Here is a 25,458-nt window from a genome sequence, read left to right on the forward strand (position 1 = left end):
TGACGTGTAGGGACGATTCCGCGGGCGGCAGGAATGGACAGTTCGACGACGGTCATCGCTTTCCTCATCGGGACGGCGTTCAACACCTGGGTCATGGCGTACGGGGCGAGGAGCCTGCTCGACACCCGGTTCCCCCTGTTCCGGACGCTCGTGGCGGGCGCGGTCGGGCAGGCGGTCGCCAGCCCGATCATCGGCGCGCTGATCGGCGACCTGCGCGCGGAGCGGGATCCCGCGCCGCTGGCGTGGTTCGTCTGCCTCGGCTTCGCGTGCGCCCTCCTCGTCTCGATGACGATCCTCGTGCTGTGGGAGGCGTTCGTCCCGACCGGGACGGTGCCGTCACCGCTCCACTGGTTCGGCGGCGTGCGGTCGCGGATCGCGCGCACCCGCCGCTACCGGCGCATCTCGTTCATCTTCCTGCGCCACGGCCTCGGCCCCTACCTGCGCGGACGCGCCCGCCCGAGCGCGCGCACCGCGCGCTCGTTCACGCACGCCCTCGAACAGGGCGGCGTCGTGTTCGTCAAGCTCGGCCAGGTCCTGTCGACGCGGCGGGACGTCCTGCCGCCGGAGTTCGTCCGGGAGCTGGGGCGGCTCCAGGACCGCGCCGCCCCCGTGCCGTGGCCGCAGATCGAACGGGTCCTCCACGAGGAGATCGGCGACCCGCGCGACGTCTTCGCCGCCTTCGACCGGACCCCGCTCGCCGCCGCGTCCATCGCGCAGGTGCACCGGGCCACGCTCCGGTCCGGCGAGGACGTCGTCGTCAAGATCCAGCGGCCGGGCGTCCGGGCGGTGGTCGACCGCGACCTCGACATCGTCGGCCGCCTCGCGCGGACGCTCCACGACCGCGCCGGATGGGCCAGGTCGTTCGGCGTCGTCGACCTCGCCGGCGGTTTCGCGGCCGCGCTGCGCGAGGAACTGGACTTCCGCGTCGAGGCCCGCAACATGGCCTCGGTCGCGGCCGCCGCCCGGGGCGGCGACGTCGTCATCCCCCGCCCCCACGACGACCTGTGCACGGGCCGCGTCCTCGTCATGCAGCGCCTGGACGGCGTGGCGCTCGGCAAGGCCGGCCCGCGCATCGACTCCGCCGGCCTGGACCGGGCCGGCCTGGCGCGCACCCTCCTCGACACGGTGCTGCGCCAGATCGTCCTGGACGGCGTCTTCCACGCCGACCCGCACCCCGGCAACATCCTGCTGCTCGACGACGGCCGCCTCGGCCTGATCGACTTCGGCTCGGTCGGGCGGCTCGACGCCGAGCTGCGCGGCTGCCTGCGGCGCATGCTCGTCGCCGTGAACCGGGGCGACGCGGTCGCGGTGTCCGACGCGTTCCTGGAGGTCGTGGCCCGCCCGGACGAGCTGGACGAGCAGGGCCTCGCCCGCGCGCTCGGCGCCTTCATGGCCCGCCACCTCGGCCCGGGGACGAGCCCGGACATGGCCCTGTTCACCGACCTGTTCCGCCTGGTCGCGAGGTTCGACCTCGCCGTCCCGCCGGAGATCGCGGCGGTGTTCCGGGCGCTCGCGACGCTGGAGGGCGGCCTGAGCGAGCTCGCGCCCGGCTTCGGCATCGTCGCCGAGGCGCGCGCGTTCGGCGAGTCCTGCCTGCGGGAGCGGCTGCATCCCGCGTCCCTGCGCGAGGCCGCGAACGACGAGCTGCTCAGCCTGCTGCCGATGCTGCGCCGCCTCCCCCGCCGCCTGGACCGCATCACCGCCGCGGCGGAGGCGGGCCGCCTGAGCGTGAACGTCCGCCTGTTCGCCGACGAGTCGGACCGCCGCACGGTCGCGGGCCTCCTCCAGCAGGTCCTGCTCACCATCCTCGCCTCGACGGCCGGGGTGATGGCGGTGATGCTGCTGGGGCTGAAGGACGGCCCGGCGATGACCCCGGACGTGACCCTCTTCCAGTTCTTCGGCTACTGCGGCCTGGTCGTCTGCTCGGTCCTCTCCCTGCGCGTCCTGGCGGTGGTCTTCCGCCGCTGACCCGTCCGGGACGGAGGATGCCGATCGAACATGTGTTTGACCGCCATGGGTACAGTGGGGGGATGTTCCAAGGGTCGTTGCTGGACGGCACGGATGAGAGCGGTCCGCGGCCGCTCGGCGCGGTGCGGCGGACGGCGCTGGAGCGCGGCGCCTGGGTGGACGTCCTGCCCGGCTGGATTCCCAACGCGGACGCGCTCTTCGAGCGGCTCCTCACGTCCGTCCCGTGGCGGGCCGAGCGGCGGCGCATGTACGACAGGGTCGTGGACGTCCCCCGCCTCCTGGCGTTCTACGACGAGAACGCGCCGCTGCCCGACGCCGTACTGGACGAGGCGAAGGCGGCGCTCGACGAGCACTACGCCGAGGAGCTCGGCGAGCCGTTCCGGACGGCCGGCCTCTGCCTCTACCGGGACGGACGCGACAGCGTGGCCTGGCACGGCGACACCATCGGGCGCGGCGCCACGCACGACACGATGGTGGCGATCCTGTCGGTCGGCACCCCGAGGAGCCTGCTGCTCCGTCCGCGCGGCGGCGGGTCGGCGATCCGCCGCGACCTCGGCCACGGCGACCTCATCGTCATGGGCGGGAGCTGCCAGCGGACGTGGGAGCACGCGATCCCGAAGAGCGCACGCGCGACGGGACCCCGGATCAGCATCCAGTTCAGGCCGCGCGGGGTCCGCTGAGCGGGGCGGGCATGCCTTCCTTCATGGCACCATGAACGGTGATTCGTGAGGAGGCCCGTTGGAGCGTCTGGTCGTGTCACACTCCTCCCCCCGGGCGTATCGGACGGTACTGGAGGCGCTGCAGGCGCCGCTGCCGTACGCCGCCGCCGGGCGGCACATCCTGATCGAGCCTGGGCTGTACCCCAACACGGGGTTCCGGAGTTCGGGCGACTTCGTCATGACGGCGGTGGGCGGGCCGGGTTCGGTCACGCTGGACGGCGCCACGGACGCGACGGTCGAGATCACCGGGAAGGTGACCCTCCAGGGGCTGATCGTCCGCAACTGGAGCGACGAGGGCCTCGCGCTCGAACTCGCGGAAGGCAGCGTCCTGGCGGAGCACTGCGAGTTCACGAGCCGCTACGACGTGGCCGTGCGCGCGTCCCGCGGCGCGCAGCTCGCGCTGAAGGAGTGCCAGGTGCAGGACGGCGCGGTCGTGTACAGCGCCTCGTCCGGGCTCATGGAGGGCACCTCGGTGGGCGGGACGGAGGGCAACGCGGTCGCCATCCGCAGCGGCAGCACGGTGACCCTCCGGGCGTGCCGGATCAGCGACGCGGGCGGCCACGGCATCTGGGTGACCGAGGGGTCGCGCCCGCTGATCGAGCAGTGCACGATCAGCGGCCCGTCGAGCGCGGGGATCCGGGTGGACGACCGCGCGGACGCGGCGATCCGCAACTGCGCGTTCCGCGGTTCCGGCCAGTCGTCCCTGATCGCCCTGGAAAAGGGCAAGGCCGTCGCGGAGGACTGCCTGATCGAGGACGCGGGCGCGGACGCGCTCTGGGTGGCGACCGGCGGCTCGCTGACCGCGCGGCGGATCAAGATGGAGTCGCCGCGGCGGACCGGCGTGGTCGTCGAGAAGGGCGTCGCGCTCCTGGAGGACTGCGACGTCAAGGGGGCGGGCACCAACGGCCTGTCCCTCGTCGAGCACGCCGACGTCACGGTCGTCCGAGGCAGGATCAGCGATGCGGGGAAGGTCGGCGCGGGGCTCGGCTCCGGCGCGCGCGCGGTGCTGGACGGGCTGACCGTCAGCGGCAGCGGTCTCGCCGGGGTGAGCGTGGACACGGGCGGCCGGCTCGCCCTCCGCAACTGCACGGTGGTGGACAACCACGGCGCGGGCGTCGTCGGCGGCGAGGGCGCGCACCTGGACGTGAGCGGGCTGATCAGCGAGCGCAACCAGAAGCCGGACAGGATCAACGGCGGCCCCGCCGGGGCGACCACGCAGGTGACCGCGCTGACACCGGCGGAGCAGCCCGAGGCGGGCGAGGAGCCCAAGGCCACCGGGAGGCCCAGGGCGGCGGCGCCGTCCGGGGAGGGGACCGACGGGACGTCGGCGGATGCGTTGCTGGCCCGGTTGGATTCGATGGTGGGTCTTGCGGGGGTGAAGCGTGAGATCCGTAAGTTGACGAATTTGCAGAAGGTGGCTGAGCAGCGTCGGTTGGCGGGGTTGCCGCCGGGTCCGTCGATCGGGCGGCACATGGTGTTCGCGGGTCCGCCGGGGACGGGGAAGACGACGGTGGCGCGCCTGTATGGCGGGATCCTGGCGGCTTTGGGGGTGGTGGAGCAGGGTCAGGTGGTGGAGGTGAGCCGGGCGGATCTGGTGTCGGAGAATGTGGGCGGGACGGCGTTGCGGACCACGGAGGTGTTCCAGCGGGCGTTGGGCGGGGTGTTGTTCGTTGATGAGGCCTACACGTTGTCGCGGAGGTCGACGGGGACTGATTTCGGTCAGGAGGCCATCGACACGCTGGTGAAGTTGATGGAGGACCACCGCGAGGAGGTGGTGGTGATCGCGGCGGGGTATTCGGCGGAGATGCGTGATTTCCTGTCGGCGAATCCGGGGTTGAAGTCGCGGTTCTCGCGGACGGTGGAGTTCGAGAACTACAGTCCGGCCGAGCTGTTGCAGATCACTGAGTCGCATGCGGTGCGGGACGGGTACCGGCTGGGTGAGGATGCGCGGGCGGCGATCCTGGGGCATTTCTCTTCGCAGCGGCGGGATGCGACGTTCGGGAACGGGCGGGCTGCGCGGCAGGTGTTCGAGGCGGCGGTGGAGCGTCAGGCGCAGCGTCTGGCCGATCTGGTGGAGTTGCCGTCGGGTGATGAGTTGAGTCTGCTGGTGGCCGGGGATCTGGATGTGGGGGCGGGGCTGGCGGCGCGGTTCGGGGAGGCGCGTGATGCGGGTCAGGTCAGCGCGGTGATGGGCCGCCTGTCGGGCATGACGGGGTTGGAGGAGGTCAAGCGGGAGATCGGTGATCTGCTGGATCTGCTGGCTTCGGCGCGGCGGCGGCGGGCGGCGGGGTTGGAGGCCGAGCCGTTCACCGGGCATCTGATCTTCGCCGGGCCGCCGGGGACGGGGAAGACGACGGTGGCGCGGCTTTATGGGGAGTTGCTGACGGCGTTGGGGGTGTTGGCGCAGGGGCAGGTGGTGGAGGCGGCGCGGGTGGATCTGGTCGGGCAGTATGTGGGGCAGACCGCGCAGAAGACCACTGAGGTGTTCGAGCGGGCGCGGGGCGGGGTGTTGTTCATCGATGAGGCCTACACGTTGTCGCGGCCGGGGGGGTCGGGTCATGATTTCGGGCAGGAGGCCATCGACACGCTGGTGAAGTTGATGGAGGACCATCGTGACGAGGTCATCGTGATCGCGGCGGGTTACACCGGTGAGATGGAGGGGTTCCTGGCCACCAATCCGGGGTTGGCGTCCCGGTTCGCGCGCACGTTGAACTTCCGGCCCTATGAGGTCGAGGGGCTGGTGTCGATCTTCTTGGGCAAGTCCAAGGCCGCGGACTACCGGGTGCCCGAGCCGACCCGGCTCGCGTTGACGGAGTATCTGACGGCCCATCATGGCCGGTTCCGGGAGGGCAACGGGCGTGAGGTCGACAAGCTGGTGCGTTCGGCGATGACCGCGCACGCCCGCCGTACCGAGCAACTCGCCAACTCCGGCGCGGAACTCACCACCGAACAACTCGCCACCCTCCTCCCCGAAGACATCACCCCGTAGCGGTGTGCAGCAGGTCGCGGAGGGCGGTCCGATGGTCGCCGGCCCGCCACGCCACGGCGAGCCTGCTCGGCGACGGCCCCGTCACAGGAACGGCGGCGATCCCCGGGCGCCGGTAGACGGCGGCATTGCCGGACGCCATCAGCACTACGCCGCTGCCGTCCTCGATGGCCGCGAAGGTCTCGGGTCGTCCCAGTTCACCTGACGGAACCGGATGCGCCACGCGGGACGGCGTTCCGCGAACCGCGCCCGCATGTCCGCCAGGAGGCCGCGCCCCACGCTCGTGGACATCCCCACCGTCGGCAGCGACGCCTCGGCCGCCGCGGCGTCGCTGACGGCGCGCTGCGCCTCGTCCCACGCGCGGAGCGTCTCGCCGGCCGACGCCAGCAGCGCCCGGCCCGCCGCCGTCAGCGCCACGCCGCGCCGGTCGCGGTCGAGCAGGCGCACCCGCAACTGCTCCTCCAGCTGCCTGATCTGCTTGCTCAGCGCCGGCTGCGACACGAACAGCCGCTCGGCGGCGCGGGTGAAGGAGAGCTCCTCGGCGACCGCGACGAAATACCGGAGATCCCGGAGATGCGCGTCCATAGCCGAAGGTAATCACGGCCGGTATTGGACGCGCGAGCGCCGCCCGCACGATGATCGTTACGACATCCGAGGGAGGGACGCCATGACGGTCTCGCTGGTCACCGGCGCCAACCGGGGCATCGGCCGCGAGGTGTGCGGGCAGCTCGCCGCGCGCGGCCACCGGGTGCTGCTCGGGGCCCGCTCGGCGGAGGCTGCCGAGCGCGCCGCGGCCGGGACCGGCGCGACGCCCGTCCGGCTGGACGTCACCTCGGCGGCGGACGTCGAACGCGTCGCGGCCGAGATCGGCGAGCTGGACGTCCTGGTCAACAACGCCGCGATCACCTACGACACCTGGCAGCGGGCGGCGGACGCGGACCTGTCCGTCGTCCGCGCGGCCGCCGAGACCAACCTGTACGGGCCGTGGCGGCTGACGCAGGCCCTCCTCCCCGTGCTGCGGCGCAGCCGGCACGGGCGGATCGTCAACGTCTCCAGCGAGGCCGCCTCGCTGACCGGCATGGGCGGCGGCACCCCCGCCTACACCGCCTCGAAGGTCGCCCTCAACGCGCTGACCCGCATGCTCGCCGCCGAACTGCGCGCCGACGGCATCCTCGTCAACGCGGTCTGCCCCGGCTGGGTCGCCACCCGCATGGGCGGCCCCGGCGGCCGTCCCGTCGCCGAGGGCGCGGCCGGCGTGGTGTGGGCCGCGACCCTCCCCGACGACGGCCCGACCGGAGGGTTCTTCCGCGACGGCCGTCCCCTCCCCTGGTGAAAGGCAACGCGATGATCTTGGTGACGGGTTCCACGGGGAACATCGGCTCCGAACTGGTCGACGTCCTCGCCTCGTCCGGCGCGCCGGTGCGCGCCCTCGCGCGCAAGGCTCCGGAGTCGCGGCGCGACGGCGTCGAGTACGCCATTGGAGACCTCGACGACCCCGCGTCCCTGGCCCCCGCGCTCGACGGCGCCGACGGGCTCTTCCTGCTGCCCGGCTACCGCGACATGCCGGGCGTCCTCGCCGAGGCGCGCCGCGCCGGGGCCCGGCGGGTCGTCCAGCTCTCGGGCGGTTCGGCCGGCAGCGGCGACCTGACCAACGCCGTCAGCCGCTACATGATCAACACCGAGCGCGCCGTGCGCGACTCCGGCCTCCCGTGGACCATCCTGCGCCCGACCGCCTTCATGTCCAACGCGTTCCGGTGGCTTCCGCAGCTCCGGGCGGGCGACACGCTGCGGCTGCCGTTCGCGAACGTCCGCACCGCCGCCGTGGACCCCCGCGACATCGCCGCCGTCGCCGCGAAGGCCCTGCTGGAGGACGGCCACGCGGGGCAGGTCCACCACCCCACCGGCCCGGAGTCCCTCCTGCCCGCCGAGCAGGTCGCCGTCCTCGGCGAGGTGCTCGGGCGCGACCTGCGCTTCGAGCCCCAGCCGGACGACGAGGCCCGCGCGGAGATGAGCGCGCAGATGCCGGTGGAGTACGTCGACGCGTTCTTCGACTTCTACGTGAACGGCTCCCTGGACGAGTCGGTCGTCCGCTCCACCGTCCAGGACGTCACGGGCGAACCGCCCCGGACCTTCCGCCGGTGGGCCGAGGCGCACGCCGCCGCCTTCGCGTGATCCTCCGGCGCCGGACTCCCGTTCCCTACTGCGCCGGGCAGGTGGCGCCGGGCGCGGGGAGGGTGCGGGAGATCAGGTAGGCGTCGACGGCGTCCCGCATGCACGGGCCGCGGCCGTAGCTGCCGTGGCCCGCGCCTTCGTAGGTGAGCAGGCGCCCTGCCGGGCCGAGCTGCCGCGCGACGTTCCGCGCCCAGGCGTAGGGCGTGGCGGGGTCGTGGACGGCGTTGGACAGCAGGATCGGCGCGCTGCCGCGGACGCGCAGGCGGTGCTGCGGGTTGCGGACGGGCTGCGGCCAGCCGAGGCAGGCGGAGATCGCCATGACGGGGCGCGCGAAGGTCATGTCGGGGGCGACCTTCGCCGTGCCCCGCATGAGTCTCGCGTACTCGCCGTAGTCGCGGACGGGCAGGCTCCAGTCGGAGCAGAACTGCGCGGTGAAGGGGTCGGTGCCGGTCTCCCCCGCCTTCGGAGCCGCCGCCGGGGCGGCCGCCGGACGCGGACCGGGCTTGAGGGGCGGCGCCGCGTCCAGTGCGGCCAGTTTCGACGCCAGCTCCGCCCAGTCGGGGCCGTAGAAGCTCTTGTAGGCCATCAGCACGAGGCCGAACTCCGGTAGCGGCGTGCCCGGCGAGGAGGGGTCGGGGAGCTCTCCACGGGCGGCGCGGGCACGGAGGCCACGCCAGACGGCCCGGACGTCCTTGCCGTGCAGGGCGCACTCCTGCGTGCGCCCGCACCAGGCGGCGAACTGGTCGAAGGAGTCTTGGGCGGCGGCCAGTTCGGACGTCAGGAAGCGCCGCGCGTCGGGGACGCTGTGGTCGTCCACGCTTTCCAGGACCATCGCCCGGACGCGTCGCGGGAACGTCTCGGCGTACATCTCCCCGAGCAGCGTGCCGTAGGAACTGCCGTGGAAGGTCAGCGTCGACTCGCCCAGGGCGGCGCGGATCGCGTCCACGTCCCGGACGGTGCTGAGCGTGTCGGCGTGGTCGTAGAGCGGGCCGGTGCGGACGCGGCAGTCGGCCCGCAGGCGGGCGTTGTGGTCGAGCGTCGCCCGGAACTGCGCCGCGCTCTCGATCATCGGCGAGGGGGCGGACCTGAGCAGGTCGGCCGAGCACGTCACCGGATGGCTGCCGCCGATGCCGCGCGGGTCGAAGCTGACGATGTCGAAGCGCCGGCGCAGCTCGTCGCTGAACCGGTCGATCCCGCCCTTGACCCTGGTCACGCGCTGGACCCCGGAGTCGCCGGGACCGCCGGGGCCGAACACGAGGGCGCCGACGCGGGCGTCCGGGTCGAGGGCCTTGCGGCGCGCGACGGCCAGGCCGAACGCGGGACCGTCCGGCCGGGACCAGTCGACCGGCAGCCGCAGGGTCGCGCACTCGGCCTTGCCGTCGTCGCCGCAGGCGCGCCAGTCGACGGCGGACGGGGGCGCGGCGTGGTCGGCGCGGGCGAGGCGGTGGCCGGGAGCGCGGCGCCGGCCAGCGCCACGGTCCCGGCCGCGGCCGCGCCCAGGACGGCGAGCCTGTTCCTGCGCAGCATGAAGGTCCTTCCGGTGCGGGGACGTCGGAGGCCCGCGTCCGCGGAGGCGGGCGACGGTCCCCGGCCCGGCCGTGGCCGGGGACCGCTGACGATCAAGCTAGGGGCGATCCCCGTACCGGAACAGGGCTATCAGGGGGGATTCAGGGTGCTTTCAGGGTTCACTCAGGGTCCGACCCGGACCCGTCCGCACTTATTCGGACCTTGGCAAAAATTGCCGATAAATACCAGCAGAAACTGCACTAGTCGACAATTAAGTGGACGGAAAACGAGTCCCGTGACTCAACGCCACTCAAGCTCCCCGTTCCGGATGGCGGTCAGGAGGGCTTCCCAATGGGCGGGGTCGAGCGTGAGGAAGCCGGCGGAGGTGTCGCGCGAGTCGCGGACCAGTACGGCGGGGCCGGCCGCCGCCACCTCGACGCAGTCCTGACCGCCACCGCTGGCGCTGCTCTTCCGCCAGCTCAACGCCGCGACCCGATTCGACCGGTACACCATCCAGCAACCCTCCATCCATTGCCGGCGGGCGCCGTCTCGCCGACCGATCGGGCAAGAACACCCGCCTGGCGAGCACCAGCAGGGCACGACAAACCACGACCTTGTGGAAAATTTCCCGATCACGAGTGTAAACGGTTCTAGTTATCCCGCCTACAAGGGAACACAAGATCACCCTGCGTGTTATGACGGCCACTCGCCTTGTCGGTGCCCGATGCGGCTGTCACCTCCGTCGCATGGTCGGATTGCGGTCGGGAGTCAGGCCATGAGGTCCTCGGCGGCCTGCCGCAGCAGCGCGACCGACTCGTCCGCCGGCAGCGCCTGCTCCAGCAGGAGCTCGAAGGTGTCGCGGTACTCGCTGATCCGCTCGTCCTCGCCGGTGATCATCACGCTGGCGCCCGGGCGCGCCTCCAGCCAGAGGACGTCGTCGAGGTCGCCGTCGAACTCCAGGACGCTGAACGGCCCGTCCAGCCCGAGGTGCGCGCCCGCCTTGAACGGGATGATCCTGACGGTCAGCAGATCGTCCCGCTCGCACCCGTCCGCGATGTGGTTCAGCTGGGCGGGCATGATGGCGGGGTCGCTCATGATGCCGACATGCCGCCGGATGGCGGCCTCGTCGATGATGTAGTGCTGGCGCGGGGGGTTCTGCCGTTTGGCGAACTCCTGCTGGCGCTGGATGCGCAACTTCGCCGCGAGCACCCGGGCCTGCTCGGAGATCTTGCCCGTGGACAGGACCTCGGCGTACTCGGGCGTCTGGATCAGACCGGGGATCACGGCCCCGTGAAACTGGCGGATGAACGCGGCGCCGGCGGAGTAGCCGACGTAGGAGAGAAAGCTCGGATCCAGGTCTCCGCGGTAGGCGTTCCACCAGGCGGGTTCCCGCGCGCCCCGCGCGAGCGCCTGCAACCGCTCCTGGCGCCCCTCCGAGGTGACGTCGTACACCGCGAGCAAAGCCTGCAGATCGGTGCGGGTGATGGCGTTCTTGCCGCCTTCGACCCGGATGAGCTTGGACGGGGACCACTCAAGCTGCCGTGCCACCTGCTCCTGCGTCAGCTTCTTCTCTTTGCGCAGGCGGACGAGCTCGGTGCGCAGCAGCGCACTCTGGACTATGGGGCCCTGGTCACTGACCATTGGTTCGCTCACTCTGAGTAGTGCATGCCACCCAACTGGATGCTACATGGCAGACGGGGAGCTGGCATCCCACTTCCCAACACGACGCCACATGTCCCGGACATCTGATCTTCGCTCTGTCCACCAGACCCCGCCATATCGCCCAAAACTCGCGTCGGTAGCTTCCAGAGTGCTGCATACCGTCGGACTCTGTTGTAATGTGCTACATAGCAGATTAGCAGACGACGTCATGCAACGAGACGCGTCGCCACATCCGAGCGCGGATGAAGTTGAACACAGGGTGAAGTCCCTGGCCGGGGACGGCGCACCACGGCCGGGACGAAACGCAGACGGAGAACGGGCCGCAGGCGGGAACGAGAAGGGCCGCACGCGCCACACGGGGAGGCCGCGAGGGGAGGCGAGAATCCGGCGACGCCGCAGGCGGCGGAGCCGGTCGAGGAGACACCGGAAGAAGCGAAGCCAGCGAAGGCAACAGAGTCGCCCGCCGCTTCCCGCCGATCAACGGTTTGGCAGCCACGACGATCGGAGGGAGAGCGGAGAGCGACTCCCGGGGCCGCACGAGACAGCCGGGCCGATCCGCCCCCATCCGCTGCGAAGACGCAGAAAAATCCGGGCTGACCTGCCAAAATGTCTCTGCGGACTCATCTAGTCTAACCGCGACCATGCGGTGCGGACCATAGGTGATGTGACTCCGGTCACCCGCGGGCCATACCGGACATACCCGGTGCCAGCGGACTTCGGAGTCGCAATTCGAGGCATGGGGTCCCTGACATGTCCAGACAGCACGTACCGTCCCCCACCTCCGCCGTCCATCCCACGAGCCCGGCGGGCTCGTCGACGCCGGCCCGGCCGGGCGCCCGGCGGGTGGGCCGATGAACGAGCACGCCCGCCACCACGACCCGGACAAGATCGTCCCCCACGAGGCCGTCCCCACCGAGGTCGTCCCGCGGCAGCGGTCCGTCCGGCGGGCCGAGGACGTCCGGCGGCCCGGGTTCTGGCACGGGCTCACCACCCTTGAGCGTGCCGCGTTCCTCGCGCTGGCGCGGGAGGAGGTCCACCCGGCCGGCGCCGTGCTGTGGACCGAGGGCCAGGACGCCGACCACACCTTCGTGATCAAGTCCGGCTCGGTGCGGATCTCCGTGGAGCGGGACGGCCGCGAGCGCTTCGTCGCCTTCCGCGGGCCCGGCGACATCATCGGCGAGCGGGCCGCCCTGCTGCTGCGCCGCCGCTCGGCGACCGTCGTCGCCATGGACGTCCTGCACGTCCTGCGCCTGACCACGCAGGAGTTCGTCGCCTACCTGAGCGACCATCCGCACGTGGTCGCCGTCCTCGAACGCGAGATGTACGACCGGATGACCGAGCAGGGCTCGGGGCGGCCGCCGCGGCGCGCCCACCATCCCGGCGGCGCCGCCCACCCGTACGGGCCCGCGGCGCAGTACGGGCCGCCGCGGCCGTACGCCGTGGCGCAGCTCCCGGTGGTCCCGAACTACCCGTACGCGACGGCCGGGCCGTTCGTGGTGGCCGCCCCGTACGCCGCTCCCGACCCGCGGGCCGGCGGCGCGGCCTACGTCGTGGAGCCCGCCGCCGCGGTCAACGGCGCGGGCGCGGCGCCCGGGGCGGGCCCGACCGTCCCCTGCCGGACCGTTCCCGCCGGTTCCCTGCCGCCCGCCCGCTCCTTCCAGCCCGCCCTGGAGGGGGTCGTCGAGACCGACCGCGAGCGGCCGACGCAGCCCATGGTCCTCCCGGACGACGACGCCCCGTCGTGGGCCGGCCAGAACTGCACCATCGTGTACACCGACGTCGCCGGGTTCAGCTCGCCCGACCGCAACGACGCCGACCGGATCGGCGTGCGCCGCGCCATGTACCGGGCGCTCCGCGAGGCGTTCGAGGAGTCGGGCGTCCCCTGGGACGCCTGCCACGTCGAGGACCGGGGCGACGGCGCGCTCATCGTGATCCCGCCGCAGGTGCCGACGGCCATCGTGATCGACCCCATGCTCGTCTCGCTCGGCCGGCGGCTGCGCCGCCACAACCACCGCGCGACCGGGGCCGTCCGCGTCCAGCTGAGGGTCGCGGTGAACGTCGGGCCCGTGATGCCCGACCCGCCCGGCGTGTCCGGCTCGTCCATCATCACGACGGCGCGGCTCCTCGACGCCGGCCCGCTCAAGGACCGGCTCGCCGCGACCGGCGCCGACCTCGGCGTCATCGCGTCCCGGTTCGTCTACGACTCGGTGATCGTCCCCAGCCCCGGCCGGGTGACCGCCGCCGAGTACGAGCGGATCACCTGCCGGGTGAAGGAGTCCCGCCTCGAAGGCTGGATCCACCTGCGCGGCCTGGCCGCCCACCCGGCCGTCTGACCCCCGCCGGCCCGTCCCCCGCACGGGCCGCCCCGGACCGCCGCGACCCCGCGCGCGCCGCCGCCGCGGGGTTCTGCGCTTCCGCGCCCCGCCCGGCGGCTAACCGGCCGGCCGGCCGTCGCCGTTGCGCGGTATCCGCAGGACGAACCGGGCGCCGCGCTCGCTGTCCTCGATGGTGAGGGTGCCGCCGTGCAGCCGCGCGATCTCCCGGGCGATCGGCAGGCCGAGGCCGGTGCCGCCCGGGTCGCGGGCCCTGCTGTCGTCCAGGCGGGCGAAGCGCTGGAACACCAGGTCCCGGTCCTGCTCGGCGACGCCCACGCCGTCGTCGACCACCTCCAGCACGGCGGTGTCGCCCTCCCGCCCCACCGTGATGTCGACGCGCGACTCGGCGTGCCGCTCGGCGTTGTCCAGCAGGTTCGTCAGCAGGCGGACGAGCCTGAGCCGGTCCCCCCGCACCGTCACGCCCTCCTGGAGATGCGGGACGATCCGCTTCGTGCGGACCGACCTCGCCACCTCGATGGTGACCAGCGCAGAGAGGTCGATCGTCTCGACCTCCTGCCACGCCGCGGCGTCGAGCCGGGCGAGTTGCAGCAGGTCCGTCACGATCGCCTGGAGCCGCTCCAGGCTCTGCAGGACGTTCCGCGCCGTCGACGGCCACTCGACGTCGTCGGGGAACAGCAGCGCCTCCTCGATCTGGGCGCGCGCGGCCGCGATGGGGCTGCGCAGGTCGTGGGACGCGTCCGAGGTGAAGCTGCGCTGCCGTTCGAGGGCGCCGTCCAGCCGGTCCAGGGTCGCGTTCGCGGCCTCCGCGAGCCGCCTGATCTCGTCCCGGCTCTCCGGCACCGTCACCCGGCGGCCCGACCGGAGCGCGGTGATCTCCGCCAGCTCGGCCCGGATCGCCTCCACCGGGGCGAGGGTCTGGTCCACGGTCGCCCAGGCGCGCAGGCAGGCCAGCAGGATCACCAGCAGCGAGACGCTCGCCAGGAACATGATCAGGCCGGGGCTCACGTACCAGGGGACGGTGGGGACGGCGGCGTAGACGAGCCAGTCGCCGCCCGGCCGGTAGATGCGGACGCCGAACACCCACAGGCACCGCCCGCCCCGGCGCGGCGAGCACACGACCCGGGTGGTGTAGACGCGGTCCCGCGACGGGACGAAGCGGGCGATCGGCGAGCCCGCCAGCGCCCGCCCGCGCGTCCCCGCGATCACCGACCGCTTCTCGTCCAGGACCTGGAGGTGGATCCCCGGCAGCTCGTCGAGTTCGCCCCGCACCGGCCCGCGCCTGATCGCGTAGACCGCGCGGAGCGCGGCCGCGGTCGCCTCGCCGCGGGCGGATCCGCCCGCCGAACCGTGGGCCTCCACGAGGATCAGCGTCGTCACGATGGCGCAGATCACGGCGGTGACCGCCCCGGCAATAACGGTCATCCGCACCCGTATGGACCATGTGCGCCGTCCGTCCACCCGACCTCCCGCAGGTGAGGTAATCACCGCACACGCCCGGATCAGTCCTCTGAACAGCAGCGATGCAGCCAAGACAGGCAAAAGAAATGGTTGCCGAACCGATCGGTCCGACAGAAGCCCGAGCGCTGGAACACGGCGCGGCTAGCATGTCCGGTTATGGAGCTGCGCCAGCTTGAGTACTTTGTGGCGGTCACGGAAGAGGCCGGCTTCACCAGGGCCGCGGCTCGGCTGCACGTCGCCCAGCCCGGCGTGAGCGCCCAGATCCCGCAGCTGGAGCGGGAGCTGGGCGAGCCGCTGCTCGACCGTTCCGGCCGGACCGTCCGGCTGACCGAGGCCGGCGCCGCCGTCCTGCCCTACGCGCGGGCCGCGCTCGCGGCCGTCGAGGGCGCCAGGCTGGCCGTGGACGAGCTGACGGGCCTGCTCCGCGGGCACGTCACGATCGGCACGATCGACTGGATCCGGTCACTCGACCTTCCCGGCATGCTGGCCGGTTTCCACCGCGACCATCCGGACATCGAGATCACCGTCGTCCAGGAGGACTCCGCCACGCTGACCGAAGGGCTGCGCAGCGGACGGATCGACCTGGCGTTCCTCAGCCTCGGCGCCGACCCGCCCGAGGGCGTCGCGACGCGGGTCGTCATCGAGCAGGACCTCTTCGCCGCCGTCGCCCGCGCCCACCCGCTGGCCCGCAGGTCCACGATCACCCTGCGGGCCCTGGCCGAGCAGAGCCTGATCTGCCTGCCGAAGGGGACCGGGCTGCGGGCCCTCCTGGACGGGGCCTTCGCCGACGCCGGCCTGCGCCCGCGCGTCGCCTTCGAGGCCGGCGAGCCGCCCGTCCTCGCGGAGATCGCCGCGCACGGCCTCGGCGTCGCCGTGCTGCCCGAGTCCGCCGCCCGCGACCGTCCGGACGACCTGCGCGCGCTCCCGGTCGTCCGGCCGCGGCTGACCGGGCGGATCGCCCTGGCCTGGCGCGCCGAGGGGCCGCGCGGACCGGCGGCGCGGGCGCTGATCGCCCGCGCGCGCCGGTGGCCCTCCTGATCAGGCCGCCCGCTCCGCGGAGCCGTCGAGGACGCCGTGCAGGACGTCCGGCCGGTTGGTGATGATCCCGTCCACGTCGAGGTCGATCGCCCGATCCATGTCGCCGGGGTCGTCGACCGTCCAGGTGAGCACGTCCATCCCGGCGTCGTGCACCTCGTCGACGTAGGCCCCGGTCAGACCGCTGAACGTGGGATTGACCTGGTCCGCGTACTTCGCGAGCTTCGGCAGATCCGCGACCTTCGGCGTACCCAGCAGGCCGGTCGGCACCTTCGGCAGGACGGCGTGGAACCGGCGCACCGACTCCCAGTCGAACGACTGGACGACGAGGCGCCGCTCCCGCGGGTCGGGCCGGAGCCAGGACGGGGACCGCCTCAGCTCCGCCGCGACGCGCCGCTCGATGCCCGGGTACAGCCCGGGGCTCTTGATCTCCAGCAGCAGGCCGAGGCCCCGGCCGCGCATCGCGGCCAGCACCCGGCCGAGCGTCGGGACCCGCTCGCCCGCGTACCGCTTCGCGAACCAGGCCCCGGCGTCCAGCCTCCCGATCTCGGCGAGGGTGAAGTCGGCGACCTTCCAGGGCCCGCGGCCCGGGTAGACCTGCTCCGCGTTCGTCGTCCGGGCGAGGGTGGTGTCGTGCATGATCACGAGCTGGTGGTCCTTCGTCTCCTGGACGTCCAGCTCGAACAGGTCCGCCTTCCTGGCCCGGGCGAGGCGGAACGCCGCCAGCGTGTTCTCCGGCGCGTACGCGGACGCTCCGCGGTGCGCGACGTTCACGACGGCGGCGTCCGGATCCGGGGCCCGGACCGGGAGCGTCCGCGGGCGCGGTTCCGGGGCGTTCGGCAGCAGGGACGGGAGCGGGTCGGGGCCTGGACGGGCGTCGGCGGGCGCCGCCGGGACGGCGACGGCCGCGGTGGCCAGGACGGCGATGAGCGCGAGACGATTCCGCCGGTGCATCAGTCACCTCTCGGGAGCCGGGGCTGTCCGCCCCAACCCTCGGCCCGTCCGATGACTCCGGAGTTACAGGTCGGTAGCAGACTGTGTACCGAAGGTGACGATACGCATCGGGTCCCGTCAGGACGAGTCAGACACGGCCGGTCCGCCGGAATGCCCTCCGGGCTCCCCGCCGCCGCCCGGCTCCGCGGCCCGCGCGCTCTTGGCCGCCTTCGCCAGCACCAGCGCGCCGAACAGCAGCCTCCTGCTGCGCCGGAGCGGGCGCGGGAACCTCGTCCGCCCCGTCCCCGGCTCGCGCCGCGGAGCGGGCACCACGGGACGCGCCGGGCGGCGGGGCGTGCCCAGCCGGGTCGGACGGCTCCGCCCGCGCAGCGTCACCGACCGCCCGATGTCCCACTCGTCCGACTCGGCGAGGTGCGCCAGCTCCAGGACGGTCGCCGAGGCGAGCACCCGCCCCTCCTCGTCCTTGGCGAGGTCGCTGAGCCGGGCCGCCTCGTTCACCGGATCGCCGATCACCGTGTACTCGAACCGCTCCTCCGCGCCGATGTACCCGGCGACGACCGGACCCGCGGACACGCCGATCCCCGCGTCCAGCAGCGGCACCTCCGCCCGCAGCCGCACCGCCAGCTCCCGGGCCGCGCCGAGCGCCCCGCCCGCCGAGTCCTCCAGCTGCGTCGGCGCCCCGAAGATCGCCAGCGCCGCGTCCCCCTCGAACTTGTTGATCCAGCCGCCGTGCTTCGCCACCGCCGACACCACGACGCCGAAGAACCGGTTGAGCAGCCCCACCACCTCGTCCGGGCCGCGCGTGTCGGCCAGCCTGGTGGACCCGGTCAGGTCCACGAACAGCACGGCCACCTCGCGCGTCTCGCCGCCGAGCGTGACGACGCCGCGCTCCAGCGCCAGGTCGGCGACCTCCTCGCCGACATGCCGCCCGAACAGGTCGCGCAGCCACTCGATCTCGCGCAGCCCCGCCACCATGTGGTTGAACCCGGCCTGCAGCTGCCCGACCTCGCTCGCGTCGTACACGTCCACCTCGGCGCCGAGATCGCCCCGCTCGACCTGCGCCATCCCGCTGCGCACCGCCTTGATCGGATCGGCGATGGCCCGCGTGGCCATGTAGATCACGCAGACCCCCGCGAGCAGCGCCGCGCCGCCGAGGCCGAGGATCGTGATCGCGAGCTGGGTGACGTTGATGTCCGGCGAGGCCAGCGCCGCGATCGCGACGCAGATCAGCCCGAACACCGGGATCGCCGTCCCGAGCGCCCAGGCGAGCATCACCCGCGTCGTCACCCCGGGAAGCCGGAGCCGCTTCGGCCGCTCCGCGCCCAGCACCAGCGCCGCCGCCGGCCGCAGCAGCCGCTCCGACAGCAGGTAGACGATCGTGCACGTCGTGCCCGCGCCGAGCAGGCACGTCAGGCCCGTCTTCACCGCGAGCCGCCCGGTGAACAGCAGCAGGTCGAGCGCCGCCCAGCCGAGCGCGCCGACCGCCCACAGCGCCCCGACGAGCAGGGTCAGCCGCAGCGGCCCGAGCAGCACGGCCCTGCGCTGCCGCCGGTCGGGCTCTCCCCCGTCCCGGACGAACGTGACCACGGGCCGCCAGAGCCACAACCCGCACAACAGGGCCGCCGGCGCCGCGACCACCGGATAGCTGAAGAACGCCACCGCGTTGACCAGATGCACGTAGTCGCGGTCGTCCAGGGGCGGATCGGGCACCACGAACGTCGCGAACAACAGCATCACCAGCGAGCCGATGACGTTCGCCACGCCCACCACGACCAGCAGGACCCACCGCACCCGGATCTCCAGCCTGCTGGTCACGCGCGCCTCCGGAGGGAAGGAACCGCCATGAGGATCATCCCACGGCGGGCGCCTTCCCGCCGTGGGATGCCCTCACTCAGGCGCTCGTGCTCTCCTCGGCCAGCGGCACGGGCACCCGCGCCCCCTGCGAGCTGCGCCGGACGAACGGCCAGCCGACCACGACCAGCGCCCCCCAGGCGGCCATCACGTACAGCGCGATCCGCGTGTCCGCCTCCCACGCGATCGTCACGGTGACGAACGCGAAGAACGCCAGCACGGCCCAGTTCGTGTACGGCGCCCACGGCATCCGGTACGGCGCCCTGGGCAGCTCCCCGGCCGCCGACCGCCGCCGGTAGGCCATGTGCGCGAGCAGGATCACCGTCCACACCAGCAGCGCGCCACCCGTCGACACCGACGTGATGTACTCGAACGCCTTGTCCGGCACCACCGCGTTGACGACCACGCCGATGCCCATGACCAGCGCGGAGATGACGACGGTCAGCACGGGCACACCGCGCCCGTTGAGCCGTCCGAGCACCTTCGGCCCGTCCCCGTTCACGCCGGCCGTCCGCAGCATCCTGGACGTCGAGTAGAGCCCGCCCGCGTTGCAGGACGACAGCGCCGCCGTCAGCACCACGAAGTTGACGATGTCCGCCCCGCCCGGAATGCCGATCCGGTCGAACGCCAGCACGAACGGGCTCGCCCCGCCCTTGAACGCCGTCCACGGCACCACCGCGAGGATCACCAGCAGCGACCCCAGGTAGAACAGCGCGAACCGCACCGGCAGCGCGTTGATCGCCCGCGGGATGTTCTTCTCCGGATCCTTGGCCTCGCTCGCCGTCACCCCGACCAGCTCGACGCCCAGGTAGGCGAACATCACCATCTGCAGCGTCATGATCGTGGCCCCGGCCCCCTCGGGGAACACGCCCCCGTGGTCCCACAGGTTCCCGACCCGCGCGGTCTCCCCCGCGTCGCTGAACCCGAAGACCAGCACCCCGAGCCCGACCAGGATCATCATCACGATCGCCGCGACCTTGATCATCGCGAACCAGAACTCCAGCTCGCCGAAGAGCTTCACCGAGATCAGGTTCACCACGAACAGGACCACCAGCGCCACCAGCGCCGTCTGCCACTGCTCGACGCCCGGCCACCACTTCTGGATGTACTTGCCGGCCGCGGTCAGCTCCGCCATCCCGGTCGTCACCCAGATGATCCAGTACGTCCAGGTCGTGGCGTACCCCCAGAACGGCCCCAGGAACTCCCGGGCATACCCGGCGAACCCGCCCTCCGCCCGCCGGTACGTCAGCAACTCGCCGAGCGCCCGCATGACGAAGAACAGCGCCAGCCCCGCCACGGCGTACGTCAGGATCAGGCTGGGCCCGGCCTTGGCGATGTTCTCCCCGGCGCCGAGGAACAGCCCGGTGCCGATCGTCCCGCCGATGGCCAGCATCTGGATCTGGCGGGTGCCGAGCCCGCGTTGGTAGTCATCCGCGCTCTGGTCTGGGAGCTTCGCGACCACGCGGCCTCCTCTCTACGGCCGCCCCCGCAAGGGGGAACAGCGCCACCCTCCGATCACGCACTGTTGCGCAACCCGGACAGAGTAGGAGCCCCAAGCACAAACACGAAACACTTCTGTCCGTCCGGTTTCTCCCCGCCCGGATCGTCCCCTCACCCGCCCGGGGTAATCGAGTTGGCGACCCCCTCGGCCATCGCGTATGCTCTCGGACGTCGCCAAGCGCCGGGAACACCGGCCAAGACACCCCTCCAGAGCCGCTAGGCTCGGAGACGCAAGGTCCTGTGGAGCAGCTAGGAGTGCTCGCCACCCTGTCAAGGTGGAGGCCGCGGGTTCAAATCCCGTCAGGACCGCCAGACGCACCAACACGCGTCCTGGGCAGGTAGCTCAGTCGGTACGAGCGTCCGCCTGAAAAGCGGAAGGTCGGCGGTTCGACCCCGCCCCTGCCCACCTCTCTGAGCAGCTAAAACGCCCCGGAGCCACACGGCCCGGGGCGTTGTCTTTGACGGCAACGGACGATAAGTCGCGAGCGGACGGTCGAGGCCCCCAGGCATCTCGCCAGCTCTCCCTATCCAGGGCTGGACAATCTTGGGTTCAAGGCATACCGTCGATAGTATATATCATCAGCAGTATGTTCGAGATCGAGATGGAACCTGAGGTGGTCGCGTGGCTGGACACGTTGACGTTCACCCAGTACCAGCGCGTCATGCGCAACGTGGACGACTACCTGGTCGACCGAGGTGACATGCTCGACGGAGACCACACCAAGGCACTGCGCGACGGCGTCCGTGGACTGCGCCTCCATCTGGAGGAAACGGCCTGGCGAATCACATACTGGTTGCCGACCGGACCTGAGCGCGTGATCGTGCTGCTTACCGTGTTCCAAAAGGTTCGCAACGACGCGCAACCCCGGGACGTGGAGCGAGCGGTGAAGGCACGACAGGCCTGCGAGGCGTCCCTTACAGGCCCAGCGAACCACGTCTACGAGAGAAGCGAGTAATGGCAAACCACGCCAAGTGGAAGCTTGACCGTGCACGACGGCTACGCGAGGGAGTACCCGACCACCCTGAGTACGACCTGGCCGGCCTCGATCTCCGACTCGGCGACATGGTCCGCGAGCGCCGTAGAGAACTCGGACTCACCCAAGCAGAGGTGGCCGAACTCGCAGGCATCACACAGCCCGCACTGTCGCGCATCGAGGGCGGCGGAGGCGTGCCGACGCTAGCGATGCTGGACCGGATCGCCAAAGCCATGCACACCACGTTCACCATCACCGTTGGAGAGCACGTGGCGGCCTGACCCCCAACGGCCTTGATCTGCTCTGTATCGGCCTGATGCAGCACCACGCTGGCCGACCGGCGCCGCCGGACGACGAGTGGGACGTCAGGTTCGGCACCCAGTGACGGGCTGCGAGAAGGAGGCTGGACGATGAGCACCGGACGCCGTTGGCAGGACATCAAAGCCGAAGCCCACCGCCGCAACCCCGAACTGGCCGACCCCGAACGCCAGGCCCAGGCCCGCGCCGAACTGGACGCCTACGTCGCCGGCCACCACCTCAAGGAACTCCGCAAGGCCATCGGCAAGACACAGTGCCTCGCCACCCTCGGACTCACAACCGGCCATCAAGACCCATAATGCGAGAACGCCGGAGCCCTGCCGCCGCACCGCGTCGCCCGTCCGCCTACATGCAATCATGGCGACATGACCGGGACCTCACGAGTGACGTTCTTACGGCCAAAACTAGGCGGCCGGGACTGGCTCCGCGCCTATCGCCTGTTCATCGACGGCACCCCCCACGGAAAGATCAAACGAGGTCAAGAGATAAGCGTCGACATTGCGCCAGGACCACATGAGGTAGAGGCCCGCATCGATTGGACAGGCAGCCTTCGACTGGCTTTCACTGCGTCCCCCGGGGAGGACATCCTCATTCGGGTTGAGCCAGGAGGCCACGCTTTCCTGGCGGCGTTACGGCAAGCCAGGGCAGGCACGGGCTACATCAAGCTCACTCTTCTGCCACCCAAGGGGTGAGCGAGCGCGTACCCGGGGGCTGCGCCGCCCCCTGGACCCCCGCGAGCCGGTCTGCGCGGGGTGCTCTGGCTTGCTAACGCGGGTGCTAACGGCTGGTGTGGACGAGCCTTCTTCTGGCCACCACGGTCTGCGCGATTCGGTCAGCGATGGTCGGTACTCCGAGAATCCTGACTCCGTCTTTCTTTGGTATCGGCACCGCCCGCACCGGCGGCGGAAAGTGCGATCCCGATGACATCCGATTCCAGATCCGATACAGATTGTCTTTCAGATCCTCCTCGAACGCCTCCAGGGCCGTCCCGTCCACTCCCGGAGCGCCCTTATTGGCAGCAACTCTCTGATATGCCTGCCACACCTCCCGCTTCGAAATATCGAACGGTTTCCCGTTTGGCTGCGGCTCGCCCACTCGATCCCTCCCAGATTCCTCTGGTCGTCCGAACGAACATCACCTGGACGGTCCGGCAGCTTCGCTCCGCCCCTATTACAGGGACTTCATCGCTACTATGGGCCGGTCCGACTGCACGCCCCGCAACGGTACTCAGCACCTCACGGTTTCTGCCGCTTGGCGCACTCCCTCTCGTCCCGGGCATGACCGGAACGGTGTCAGGGCGTGCCCTCTCACGTTCCGCATGGAAGCCGCAGATCGGACTCGTGCCGCCATTCATACCGGGCACCGCCTGGCCAGTAAACGGGTATCTGCCAGACTTATCCCAGAGCACACTCTACACTCTGGTTTTGATGCCGTCTTGGCACTTTCGATGCTTCAACAGCGGAGAGCTGAGCTCATCTTCCTGATCCCCAGCTGGCGCATCTCGTGCGCCTTTTCCTCAACGCTTACCACGCCAGTCTTCAACTAACGCAGCTTGAGGTGCTTTGAAGCCTCCCCCCGTAGGGCGGCTCCGGAGGGCCACAAAACCTCCATCTCCCATGCAGTTACACGTCTCGCGAGTCCGCCCCGCCTATCGGAACGACCCACTCAACGTTCGTGACACACAGAGAGCGTGCCATTTTCCCACGATCTCCAGGGCGGCCCCGGTCTGCTGAAGTTTCTTCGCCATGCGCTCTTTCTCCCGGAGCGTCCTGGCGTGTTCCTTACGTAGCTGTTCCAACTCGACCTGCTCGGCCGTCTTCTCCGCCTTCGCCGGGCTCGCCGTTCCCGAGGCGGACGACTGGCCGCTGTCGCGCTGACGGCGCCACAACTGGATGCTGGAGTCGTACAGCCCCTCCCGGCGCAACAGGGCGCCTTTCTCGCCGTGCTCGGCCGCGTCGTGCCCCTCGATCATCCGGAGCTTGTAGGCGGCCGTGAAGGTCCGCCGCTTGGGCCTGCCGGCCCGTGGTCCCTCACCCGCGTGGAGGTCATGGTCGGTCATCGTCAATCTGCTCGGTACCCGTTCTCGCCCTGCTCATGTCAGTCTAGGAACTTTATCCACTTGTGTCCCACGTGAGCTTGGCACAGAGGGCGTCGAAACGACCGACTCAGGGCTTCAGCGTTGCAGCGATCTTGCGTGCGGCGGCATAGACCAAGTTGAGTTGCCGACTCCGCTTGTCGTCGGGCGACTGTACCCGTACCTCCACCACAAGGTTGCGGACTCTGAAGACCACCTCGGCCCCGGAGTAGTGCAGGTAGCCGTGCAGGTTGGACTGCATGTACGTGTATCTGGCGAACGCCTGCTCGCCAGGACCGGTCAGCGCACTGAAGAAGTGCTTGAACTTCGCGTCATTCTCGCTGAACGCCGGGCCGTGGGCCTCGCGGGCCAACGCATCGTACCTACGAACGGCTTCGGCCACCGCCCCACCGTCCGTTGACTTGGGAACCGCAGTGGCCCTCACCTCGTAGGTCTTATACCCATCCCCCACCTCGCTGACATGCTCGCACGACCCGCCGCGTTTGACCGGATTGGTGAAATCGCCCAGCAACTGCAGTAGCTTGCACGGATCGGGAGCGTGCGAAAACAGCGATGAGTCTGTCAAAGACTTGTTAGCGCCGTCCGAGTCGGCAGGGCGGACCGGGGCAGTCTTCGTGAACGCCTCGGCGATCGGACCGCCGATGGGCGGCTCGTAGAAGAACTTCCACCACGTTGCTGTTGCAAGCGTCAGCAGCAGGATGGAAGCCACCACTACCGTGCAAATGATCATTTTCGGCCGCATCTTGTTGATCTTGCCAGCTCGTCAGCCGTGGCGTGGTGTTTGGCCGGATCAGGTGGCCAAGATGAGACACCGGAGGCGAAGCGCCCCAATTTTATTGGAGGCTCTAGGTTGTGACTGTGACCTGCGGCTCTGTGGTGTTCTGGCGGTAGTAGAAGGCTTCCTTCTCGGCGGGTGGTGCGTGGCCGATCCCACCGTGGATCCAGGTGGTGCTGTACCAGGCCAAGTACTCGCCGGCGGCTGGCTCGACACCAGACAGGTTCTTACACGGTCCGCACCGTTTGATCAGCTCGGTCTTGTACAGCCCGATCGTCGGCTCCATCAGAGCGTCGTCGAGTGCGTCATTCGCGGTCACGTGCGGCATGGCTCAACACCAGGCCAGCGGTCATAACGGCCGAGATCGGAATGACTCCCAAGCCGACAGCGCGGTTGGATCCGAGCGATTGTCGTGCAGCAGAGAAGTACAGCAACAGTGGCACACAACGACTTACGCGACCTTCCACCGGCGCGCGTCACGGCCTGGGCAGGACCGCGAAGACCCAGGTCGCCGGTGGTCCGCATTCAGGTGACGGCGCGGCAAGCAATTATCGTCGGAGTGTGGACGAGGCCGAGGCGAGCGAGGATCTCTGGCGGGACCACGTGCGCCGGCGAGTCACCGCCGAGCAAGATCGAAACACGTTGGCTTGTCTCATCGAGTACGACGCAGATCCGTTCGAAGTCGAGCTGTACGAGTTGGCGGCCGCCCCGCAAACGTTGCTCATCGACCGTGCCCAGCGGCTCCGCGCCGCGCAGCACGAGCGGCACGTCCAGCGGTTGAAAGAGCGACGTCGGCGGGTCGATCAGTGACGGCAGCCTTGACGGCAACAACCGCAGCCAACCGGCACCACGTGCGCACGTCAGGCACCGTCTGACCTTGGTGCACGGGGCAGCCGCAGGGAGGTTGTTACTTCTGAAAAGCGGAAGGTCGGCGGTTCGAGCACGCCCTGCCCGCCCTCACCAAGCAGCAACAAGGAGCGCCCGATCTGCAAGAACAGGTCCGGGCGCTTCTCTCGTCCGTCCGACCGTGTCCGACCATCACCGGCCCTCGGCGAGCCTCCGTGCCGATATCGGGTCCACGGAAAGGGTCGCAGTCAAGTACGTCCAGGCAGCGAAAGGGCCGGCAGCCCGGCAGACCGCACGAACGCC

24 protein-coding genes and 2 tRNA genes are annotated in these 25,458 nt (G+C 70.8%); 13 read left to right on the forward strand and 13 right to left on the reverse strand.

Features of this window, described 5'->3' with window-relative positions; genetic code table 11:
• The first annotated feature begins 33 nt into the window (after positions 1 to 33).
• From ACQEU6_RS26020 to ACQEU6_RS26030, 3 genes are all read left to right on the forward strand, one after another.
• Complete coding sequence (locus ACQEU6_RS26020; RefSeq protein ID WP_499335643.1) at positions 34 to 1,968, forward strand: ABC1 kinase family protein; 1,935 nt, start codon at positions 34 to 36, stop codon at positions 1,966 to 1,968.
• A 62-nt stretch (positions 1,969 to 2,030) separates the two neighbouring features.
• Positions 2,031 to 2,648 (forward strand): alpha-ketoglutarate-dependent dioxygenase AlkB, encoded by a 618-nt coding sequence (locus ACQEU6_RS26025; protein WP_499335644.1) that lies wholly within the window; start codon positions 2,031 to 2,033, stop codon positions 2,646 to 2,648.
• Positions 2,649 to 2,940: 292 nt separating this feature from the next.
• Complete coding sequence (locus ACQEU6_RS26030) at positions 2,941 to 5,676, forward strand: AAA family ATPase (RefSeq protein WP_499335645.1); 2,736 nt, start codon at positions 2,941 to 2,943, stop codon at positions 5,674 to 5,676.
• Here ACQEU6_RS26030 and ACQEU6_RS26035 read toward each other — a convergent pair.
• Entirely contained in the window at positions 5,666 to 5,815 is a 150-nt protein-coding gene (locus ACQEU6_RS26035) for a hypothetical protein (protein WP_499335646.1), read from the reverse strand. The two genes, ACQEU6_RS26030 and ACQEU6_RS26035, sit on opposite strands and share 11 nt — an antisense overlap.
• A 5-nt stretch (positions 5,816 to 5,820) precedes the next feature.
• Positions 5,821 to 6,258, reverse strand: coding sequence for a LysR family transcriptional regulator (locus ACQEU6_RS26040; protein WP_499335647.1), 438 nt, complete (start codon positions 6,256 to 6,258; stop codon positions 5,821 to 5,823).
• A gap of 82 nt (positions 6,259 to 6,340) precedes the next feature.
• On the opposite strand from ACQEU6_RS26040, the gene ACQEU6_RS26045 reads away from it, so the two are divergent.
• Both ACQEU6_RS26045 and ACQEU6_RS26050 read left to right on the forward strand, forming a co-directional pair.
• A complete protein-coding gene (locus tag ACQEU6_RS26045; protein ID WP_499335648.1) occupies positions 6,341 to 7,006 on the forward strand; it encodes an SDR family NAD(P)-dependent oxidoreductase in 666 nt (221 codons plus the stop codon).
• Between the two features lie 11 nt (positions 7,007 to 7,017).
• Complete coding sequence (locus ACQEU6_RS26050) at positions 7,018 to 7,845, forward strand: NmrA family NAD(P)-binding protein (RefSeq protein ID WP_499335649.1); 828 nt, start codon at positions 7,018 to 7,020, stop codon at positions 7,843 to 7,845.
• A gap of 25 nt (positions 7,846 to 7,870) precedes the next feature.
• Here the strand turns inward: ACQEU6_RS26050 and ACQEU6_RS26055 are convergent, their stop codons facing one another.
• From ACQEU6_RS26055 to ACQEU6_RS26065, 3 genes are all read right to left on the reverse strand, one after another.
• Positions 7,871 to 9,100, reverse strand: coding sequence for an alpha/beta hydrolase (locus ACQEU6_RS26055; protein ID WP_499335650.1), 1,230 nt, complete (start codon positions 9,098 to 9,100; stop codon positions 7,871 to 7,873).
• 551 nt (positions 9,101 to 9,651) lie between these two features.
• The gene (locus ACQEU6_RS26060; protein WP_499335651.1) at positions 9,652 to 9,864 is read right to left on the reverse strand and encodes a DUF397 domain-containing protein; all 213 of its coding nucleotides are present in this window, start codon (positions 9,862 to 9,864) and stop codon (positions 9,652 to 9,654) included.
• A 255-nt stretch (positions 9,865 to 10,119) separates the two neighbouring features.
• Positions 10,120 to 10,992 (reverse strand): helix-turn-helix domain-containing protein, encoded by an 873-nt coding sequence (locus ACQEU6_RS26065; RefSeq protein WP_499335652.1) that lies wholly within the window; start codon positions 10,990 to 10,992, stop codon positions 10,120 to 10,122.
• 872 nt (positions 10,993 to 11,864) lie between these two features.
• Here ACQEU6_RS26065 and ACQEU6_RS26070 point away from each other — a divergent pair.
• Positions 11,865 to 13,346, forward strand: a complete 1,482-nt coding sequence (locus ACQEU6_RS26070; protein WP_499335653.1) for a Crp/Fnr family transcriptional regulator — start codon at positions 11,865 to 11,867, stop codon at positions 13,344 to 13,346.
• 99 nt (positions 13,347 to 13,445) lie between these two features.
• Here ACQEU6_RS26070 and ACQEU6_RS26075 read toward each other — a convergent pair whose 3' ends face one another.
• On the reverse strand, positions 13,446 to 14,771 hold the full coding sequence (locus ACQEU6_RS26075) for a sensor histidine kinase (protein WP_499335654.1): 1,326 nt from the start codon (positions 14,769 to 14,771) through the stop codon (positions 13,446 to 13,448).
• Positions 14,772 to 14,963: 192 nt separating this feature from the next.
• Between ACQEU6_RS26075 and ACQEU6_RS26080 the strand changes: the two genes are divergently transcribed.
• Positions 14,964 to 15,845, forward strand: coding sequence for a LysR family transcriptional regulator (locus ACQEU6_RS26080; RefSeq protein ID WP_499335655.1), 882 nt, complete (start codon positions 14,964 to 14,966; stop codon positions 15,843 to 15,845).
• On the opposite strand, the gene ACQEU6_RS26085 is transcribed toward ACQEU6_RS26080, so the two are convergent.
• The 3 genes from ACQEU6_RS26085 to ACQEU6_RS26095 form a co-directional block, all read right to left on the reverse strand.
• Complete coding sequence (locus ACQEU6_RS26085) at positions 15,846 to 16,796, reverse strand: glycerophosphodiester phosphodiesterase (protein ID WP_499335656.1); 951 nt, start codon at positions 16,794 to 16,796, stop codon at positions 15,846 to 15,848.
• Positions 16,797 to 16,913: 117 nt separating this feature from the next.
• Positions 16,914 to 18,611 carry an adenylate/guanylate cyclase domain-containing protein gene (locus ACQEU6_RS26090; RefSeq protein ID WP_499335657.1) on the reverse strand — a complete coding sequence of 566 codons (1,698 nt, stop codon included), beginning with the start codon at positions 18,609 to 18,611 and terminating at the stop codon, positions 16,914 to 16,916.
• Positions 18,612 to 18,687: 76 nt separating this feature from the next.
• A complete protein-coding gene (locus ACQEU6_RS26095; RefSeq protein WP_499335658.1) occupies positions 18,688 to 20,109 on the reverse strand; it encodes an amino acid permease in 1,422 nt (473 codons plus the stop codon).
• 272 nt (positions 20,110 to 20,381) lie between these two features.
• Between ACQEU6_RS26095 and ACQEU6_RS26100 the strand changes: the two genes are divergently transcribed.
• The 5 genes from ACQEU6_RS26100 (at position 20,382) to ACQEU6_RS26120 (ending at position 21,738) form a co-directional block, all read left to right on the forward strand.
• Positions 20,382 to 20,459 (forward strand) — tRNA-Asp (locus tag ACQEU6_RS26100).
• 20 nt (positions 20,460 to 20,479) lie between these two features.
• A tRNA-Phe gene (locus tag ACQEU6_RS26105) sits at positions 20,480 to 20,553 on the forward strand.
• Between the two features lie 181 nt (positions 20,554 to 20,734).
• Positions 20,735 to 21,103, forward strand: coding sequence for a type II toxin-antitoxin system RelE/ParE family toxin (locus tag ACQEU6_RS26110; RefSeq protein WP_499335659.1), 369 nt, complete (start codon positions 20,735 to 20,737; stop codon positions 21,101 to 21,103).
• Positions 21,103 to 21,402 carry a helix-turn-helix domain-containing protein gene (locus ACQEU6_RS26115; RefSeq protein ID WP_499335660.1) on the forward strand — a complete coding sequence of 100 codons (300 nt, stop codon included), beginning with the start codon at positions 21,103 to 21,105 and terminating at the stop codon, positions 21,400 to 21,402. Before ACQEU6_RS26110 ends, ACQEU6_RS26115 begins: the two co-directional genes overlap by 1 nt.
• A 129-nt stretch (positions 21,403 to 21,531) precedes the next feature.
• Positions 21,532 to 21,738, forward strand: coding sequence for a hypothetical protein (locus ACQEU6_RS26120; RefSeq protein WP_499335661.1), 207 nt, complete (start codon positions 21,532 to 21,534; stop codon positions 21,736 to 21,738).
• Positions 21,739 to 22,216: 478 nt separating this feature from the next.
• Here the strand turns inward: ACQEU6_RS26120 and ACQEU6_RS26125 are convergent, their stop codons facing one another.
• The 4 genes from ACQEU6_RS26125 to ACQEU6_RS26140 all read right to left on the reverse strand — a co-directional run bounded on the left by ACQEU6_RS26125 (position 22,217) and on the right by ACQEU6_RS26140 (position 24,637).
• Positions 22,217 to 22,534, reverse strand: coding sequence for a hypothetical protein (locus tag ACQEU6_RS26125; RefSeq protein ID WP_499335662.1), 318 nt, complete (start codon positions 22,532 to 22,534; stop codon positions 22,217 to 22,219).
• A gap of 553 nt (positions 22,535 to 23,087) precedes the next feature.
• Entirely contained in the window at positions 23,088 to 23,498 is a 411-nt protein-coding gene (locus tag ACQEU6_RS26130) for a transposase (RefSeq protein WP_499335663.1), read from the reverse strand.
• 106 nt (positions 23,499 to 23,604) lie between these two features.
• A complete protein-coding gene (locus tag ACQEU6_RS26135; protein WP_499335664.1) occupies positions 23,605 to 24,276 on the reverse strand; it encodes a hypothetical protein in 672 nt (223 codons plus the stop codon).
• A 103-nt stretch (positions 24,277 to 24,379) separates the two neighbouring features.
• Positions 24,380 to 24,637, reverse strand: coding sequence for a hypothetical protein (locus tag ACQEU6_RS26140; RefSeq protein WP_499335665.1), 258 nt, complete (start codon positions 24,635 to 24,637; stop codon positions 24,380 to 24,382).
• A gap of 233 nt (positions 24,638 to 24,870) precedes the next feature.
• Here ACQEU6_RS26140 and ACQEU6_RS26145 point away from each other — a divergent pair, with 233 nt between their 5' ends.
• Positions 24,871 to 25,119: a hypothetical protein gene (locus ACQEU6_RS26145; protein WP_499335666.1), complete on the forward strand. Its 249-nt coding sequence runs from the start codon at positions 24,871 to 24,873 to the stop codon at positions 25,117 to 25,119.
• Positions 25,120 to 25,458 lie beyond the last annotated feature (339 nt).

It is taken from the genome of Spirillospora sp. CA-108201 (genome assembly GCF_050936235.1).
GTDB lineage: Bacteria > Actinomycetota > Actinomycetes > Streptosporangiales > Streptosporangiaceae > Spirillospora.

Bases quoted from the DNA above. Each gene is read 5' to 3' on its own strand.
- ACQEU6_RS26020 (WP_499335643.1), top strand. From the start codon at position 34: ATGGACAGTTCGACGACGGTCATCGCTTTCCTCATCGGGACGGCGTTC.
- ACQEU6_RS26025 (WP_499335644.1), top strand. From the start codon at position 2,031: ATGTTCCAAGGGTCGTTGCTGGACGGCACGGATGAGAGCGGTCCGCGG.
- ACQEU6_RS26035 (WP_499335646.1), bottom strand. From the start codon at position 5,815: ATGGCGTCCGGCAATGCCGCCGTCTACCGGCGCCCGGGGATCGCCGCC.
- ACQEU6_RS26040 (WP_499335647.1), bottom strand. From the start codon at position 6,258: ATGGACGCGCATCTCCGGGATCTCCGGTATTTCGTCGCGGTCGCCGAG.
- ACQEU6_RS26045 (WP_499335648.1), top strand. From the start codon at position 6,341: ATGACGGTCTCGCTGGTCACCGGCGCCAACCGGGGCATCGGCCGCGAG.
- ACQEU6_RS26050 (WP_499335649.1), top strand. From the start codon at position 7,018: ATGATCTTGGTGACGGGTTCCACGGGGAACATCGGCTCCGAACTGGTC.
- ACQEU6_RS26060 (WP_499335651.1), bottom strand. From the start codon at position 9,864: ATGGTGTACCGGTCGAATCGGGTCGCGGCGTTGAGCTGGCGGAAGAGC.
- ACQEU6_RS26065 (WP_499335652.1), bottom strand. From the start codon at position 10,992: ATGGTCAGTGACCAGGGCCCCATAGTCCAGAGTGCGCTGCTGCGCACC.
- ACQEU6_RS26070 (WP_499335653.1), top strand. From the start codon at position 11,865: ATGAACGAGCACGCCCGCCACCACGACCCGGACAAGATCGTCCCCCAC.
- ACQEU6_RS26075 (WP_499335654.1), bottom strand. From the start codon at position 14,771: ATGACCGTTATTGCCGGGGCGGTCACCGCCGTGATCTGCGCCATCGTG.
- ACQEU6_RS26080 (WP_499335655.1), top strand. From the start codon at position 14,964: ATGGAGCTGCGCCAGCTTGAGTACTTTGTGGCGGTCACGGAAGAGGCC.
- ACQEU6_RS26085 (WP_499335656.1), bottom strand. From the start codon at position 16,796: ATGCACCGGCGGAATCGTCTCGCGCTCATCGCCGTCCTGGCCACCGCG.
- ACQEU6_RS26110 (WP_499335659.1), top strand. From the start codon at position 20,735: ATGTTCGAGATCGAGATGGAACCTGAGGTGGTCGCGTGGCTGGACACG.
- ACQEU6_RS26115 (WP_499335660.1), top strand. From the start codon at position 21,103: ATGGCAAACCACGCCAAGTGGAAGCTTGACCGTGCACGACGGCTACGC.
- ACQEU6_RS26120 (WP_499335661.1), top strand. From the start codon at position 21,532: ATGAGCACCGGACGCCGTTGGCAGGACATCAAAGCCGAAGCCCACCGC.
- ACQEU6_RS26130 (WP_499335663.1), bottom strand. From the start codon at position 23,498: ATGACCGACCATGACCTCCACGCGGGTGAGGGACCACGGGCCGGCAGG.
- ACQEU6_RS26135 (WP_499335664.1), bottom strand. From the start codon at position 24,276: ATGCGGCCGAAAATGATCATTTGCACGGTAGTGGTGGCTTCCATCCTG.
- ACQEU6_RS26140 (WP_499335665.1), bottom strand. From the start codon at position 24,637: ATGCCGCACGTGACCGCGAATGACGCACTCGACGACGCTCTGATGGAG.